The following is a 3,796-nucleotide window of genomic DNA, read 5'->3' as shown; positions in this document are numbered from 1 at the left end:
CCGAATACTTCGGCGCAAACGCGGGTCAGAGCAGCGGTCAGAGTGGTTTTGCCATGGTCAACGTGACCGATGGTACCCACGTTCAGGTGCGGTTTGCTGCGTTCGAACTTCTCTTTAGCCATCGAGAGATCCCCTCTGCTGAGTGCAATGCGCGAGTCACGCGACCATTAAATAAAAGGCAGATATTTGCATATCTGCCTTGATATTGGAGCTCATGAGCGGATTTGAACCGCTGACCTCACCCTTACCAAGGGTGTGCTCTACCAACTGAGCTACATGAGCTTACACCGTCGCATTACCGGACTGGAGCGGGTAGCGGGAATCGAACCCGCACCATCAGCTTGGAAGGCTGAGGTTCTACCGTTGAACTATACCCGCCAAGAGCATCTTGCCCGGCAATACTAAATCTGGTGGAGGGGGAAGGATTCGAACCTTCGAAGGCTAAGCCGTCAGATTTACAGTCTGATCCCTTTGACCGCTCGGGAACCCCTCCGTAAAAGAGGCGCCATTTTCTTCACTTGGCGCCACCCTGTCAACACTTTTCTTAGAAAAAACCGCGACTTGTGTTGTTTCAGGGCATTGCTCCATCGCATCCCCTCCGGTTTTCCCGGGGCGCTGCATTGGAGCGGGCGCCATTCTATGGGATACGCCCCGTGTTGGCAACGCCTGCGCATGGCTGATATTGATGTTGCAGTCCGGGAAAGTCCGCTCGCAGCCGGGTCAGCATTGCCTGATCCACCAGACGCCTGGCCTTGCTGCCTACTTCGACCACATACTGCTGCTCTTTTTTATTGAGCGCGTGCAGGCGCACGTCATGGCCTAAATGCTGCAACTGCTCCTGCCTTACCTGGGCGTAATCCTCCCGGGCGAAAACACCCAGCGACAAGCTACCAGCCATCTCCCCCCGCGTAATCAGGAAGCTATCAATACCTTGCTCCTGCAGCGCTGACAGCTGGATGACTGCATGCCGCTCGCCACCCACTACTGGCATCACCAGCCAATAATCCACTCCCATGACCACGTCCCTGGTCTGCAACCTGGATTCAATATCCAGCGCCAACAGCCGCTGGCGCAGTTGCTCGGCCTCGGCCAGCCCAGGAAACCTGCCCAGCGCCACACAAAGAGCGGCCGTACCAGGATCAGGTCGGGGTGGCTCCGACTCAGCTACAGCGGGGGGAGGCTCTGGGGCAGCCATTGGCACTGAGGGGACGGCAGGCTCGTCTGGCGCGCCCACCATCAGCTTATTATCCTGCAGCTGCCACAGCGCATAGAGAATATTGAGAAGCGCCAATGACAGAAAAAGATATTTCACGGACTGAACTCCATGGGGCACGCCAGGGCCAGCCCGCGGAACACCAGATCACCGATCACCTGGCACCCTTCCGGCAATACCTCCTTCATGCCGGCAGCATCGCCCCCAGTCAGAATCACTGCTGGATCGTCGCCCAGCAGTTGCTGCGCGATACGTAGTTGCTCACGCACAAAGCCGGATAACATCAATTCACAACCGAACTCCACAGCCTCAGCCGTGCTGGTCCCCGGCCGCGGCTCGCGCAAGTCACCATGTGCTCCCCGGTCATAGCGGATCAGGCGGGTGTGATTGAGAAGACTGCTGCGCAGCAGCTTGCTTCCTGGTGCGATGTAGCCACCGAGGTGACGACCCTGCGCATCGACGAAGTCGGTGGTCACAGCGGTCCCAAGATCAATTACCACACAGGCACGCCGGCACAGTTGATATCCTGCCACCAACGCCAGCCACCGATCCATGCCCAGACGCGCTGCATCAATATAGCCATTGCTTACCCCGGCTAGCTGCAGCCCGGGACGGGCGAGCATGGGGTGACGCTTGAGCCAGCTCGTCAGCTGATCCACAATGACCTGCGTCTCTTCTGCCGAGCGCACACTAACCAACCGGCAACCGTGAATCTCGCGCTCCTGTCCGCCAAGCAGACGCTGAAGCTCGACCAGGTCGGGCGCCATGTCACCATCTCTGACACGCCCTTCACGATCGAGTAAACGCCACTTGATCAGCGTATTGCCGCAGTCCAGCTCAAGAATCATGACTCAGCCTCAAACTTACTTCACCGCCATTGAGCAATACCTGGCCCTCGGCTACATCAAGTCGCAGCGCCCCCCGCTGATCGACGCCCCGCTCGACCCCCTCGGTGATGACGGCACCAGTACGGACAACAACCGGCTGGCCATACCAGGCATCATGTCGCTGCCACTCCTCGACGAAAGGCGCAAAACCCGCCTCACGAAATACCGCCACCGCCTCGAACAGTCGCCGGATGAATTCGGCGATCAGCAGATTGCGGTTCAGCGTACCGTCCTGACGGGACAACAGCAGCGAGGTCCAGGCCTGGTCGATTGCCGCAGCAGCATCATTCATCAATACATTGATACCCACACCGATGACCGCTACGCAGTCAGAGGTCAGGTCGCCAGCAAGCTCGATGAGAATGCCCGCCAGCTTGCGCCCACCCAACAGCACATCGTTGGGCCATTTCAAGGCGCAATTGCGAAAACCACAACTCTCGAGCGTCTCCACCAGCACGAGACCAACCAGCAGACTAAGCCCCTCCAGCTTCTGCGCCCCACCGGAGAACGGCAACGCCAGTGACAGGTAGATATTCTGACCATAAGGGCTGACCCACTCTCTACCCCGGCGCCCCTTACCCGCCAGCTGCTGTTCGGCAACACAGGCGAGCGCTCGAGGTTCTTTCATGGAGAGCTGTTTGAGCAACTGGGCATTGGTCGAGTCAACAGTGTCTAGCAACTGCCATTCAATCCGCTCCGCCATATCAGCAGGCAGCGCCGCGGCAATCTCCGCAAGGTCCAGCAGGACGGCTCCGCGTGGAATGCGATAGCCCTTGCCGCGTATGCGCTGAATAGGGAACCCTTGATCTTCCAGCCGCTTCAGCGACTTCCAGACCGCCGCCCGGCTGACGCCAAGAGCCCTGCCCAGCTCTTCGCCGGAATGAAATTGCCCATCGGACATCATCTTGAATAACGCAGCTAGCATGGAGGTGTCGATCGTTGGAAATGAACTGCGCATGATAACGCGCTGTCATGGCTTTATGAACGAGAATGTAACAATGCTGTTCAGGTTATAGATAACTCGCAACTTGCGCAGGAGCGGCCTTGGGCGCGGAGCTTGTCGGCCAGCCCATCGCGGCCAAGGCCATTCCCAGCAGGTCTGGGCCTTTTGCGCAAAGAGAAACGCCCCGACCTGTTTCCAGATCGGGGCGTTTCGGTATAGCGCTTGACGATGACCTACTCTCACATGGGGAGTCCCCACACTACCATCGGCGATGCATCGTTTCACTGCTGAGTTCGGAATGGGATCAGGTGGTTCCAATGCTCTATGGTCGTCAAGCAATTCGGTTGTCGGGTGGGTGTTGAGTCCACACAACGAAAGGGTGGGAAAAGTGATAGTCGTTTGACAAGGCCGGTTTGTAATCTCGTGCCGTTCCAGCTTGTCGATCAATCAATGTGTCAGGCCATGGCCCAAATTGTTTGGGCGTTATATGGTCAAGCCACACGGGCAATTAGTACTGGTTAGCTCAACGCCTCACAACGCTTACACACCCAGCCTATCAACGTCGTAGTCTTCGACGGCCCTTCAGGGGGATCAAGTCCCCGGTGAGATCTCATCTTGAGGCAAGTTTCCCGCTTAGATGCTTTCAGCGGTTATCTTTTCCGAACGTAGCTACCCGGCAATGCCACTGGCGTGACAACCGGAACACCAGAGGTTCGTCCACTCCGGTCCTCTCGTACTAGGAGCAGCCCCTCT

General features: G+C 57.7%; 4 protein-coding genes, 3 tRNA genes and 2 rRNA genes. All 9 read right to left on the bottom strand.

All coding sequences use genetic code 11. From position 1 onward, the window contains the following. Nucleotides 1–122, bottom strand: a 122-nt coding sequence (locus BM267_RS16540) for a GTP-binding protein (RefSeq protein ID WP_235818306.1), incomplete at its 3' end; no start/stop codon positions are given. Between the two features lie 84 nt (nt 123–206). Continuing rightward, a tRNA-Thr gene (locus tag BM267_RS16535) sits at nt 207–282 on the bottom strand. Between the two features lie 22 nt (nt 283–304). Next, nucleotides 305–378, bottom strand: a tRNA-Gly gene (locus tag BM267_RS16530). Between the two features lie 30 nt (nt 379–408). Further along, a tRNA-Tyr gene (locus BM267_RS16525) sits at nt 409–493 on the bottom strand. Between the two features lie 144 nt (nt 494–637). Further along, nucleotides 638–1,312 carry a hypothetical protein gene (locus BM267_RS16520; protein WP_074781351.1) on the bottom strand — a complete coding sequence of 225 codons (675 nt, stop codon included), beginning with the start codon at nt 1,310–1,312 and terminating at the stop codon, nt 638–640. Further along, nucleotides 1,309–2,061: a type III pantothenate kinase gene (locus BM267_RS16515; RefSeq protein WP_074781352.1), complete on the bottom strand. Its 753-nt coding sequence runs from the start codon at nt 2,059–2,061 to the stop codon at nt 1,309–1,311. The genes BM267_RS16520 and BM267_RS16515 overlap by 4 nt, the downstream gene beginning before the upstream one ends. Then, on the bottom strand, nt 2,051–3,058 hold the full coding sequence (birA, locus tag BM267_RS16510; RefSeq protein ID WP_083392550.1) for a bifunctional biotin--[acetyl-CoA-carboxylase] ligase/biotin operon repressor BirA: 1,008 nt from the start codon (nt 3,056–3,058) through the stop codon (nt 2,051–2,053). The genes BM267_RS16515 and birA overlap by 11 nt, the downstream gene beginning before the upstream one ends. A 205-nt stretch (nt 3,059–3,263) precedes the next feature. After that, nucleotides 3,264–3,379: ribosomal RNA gene (gene rrf, locus BM267_RS16505) — 5S ribosomal RNA — on the bottom strand. Nucleotides 3,380–3,530: 151 nt separating this feature from the next. Then, nucleotides 3,531–3,796: ribosomal RNA gene (locus tag BM267_RS16500) — 23S ribosomal RNA — on the bottom strand; the annotation flags it as partial.

Origin of the sequence: Halopseudomonas bauzanensis (assembly GCF_900114735.1) — a bacterium.
Taxonomy (GTDB): Bacteria; Pseudomonadota; Gammaproteobacteria; order Pseudomonadales; family Pseudomonadaceae; genus Halopseudomonas; species Halopseudomonas bauzanensis.
Note: the sequence above shows the minus strand (reverse complement) of the source record. Positions and strands in the feature narration are given on the sequence as shown.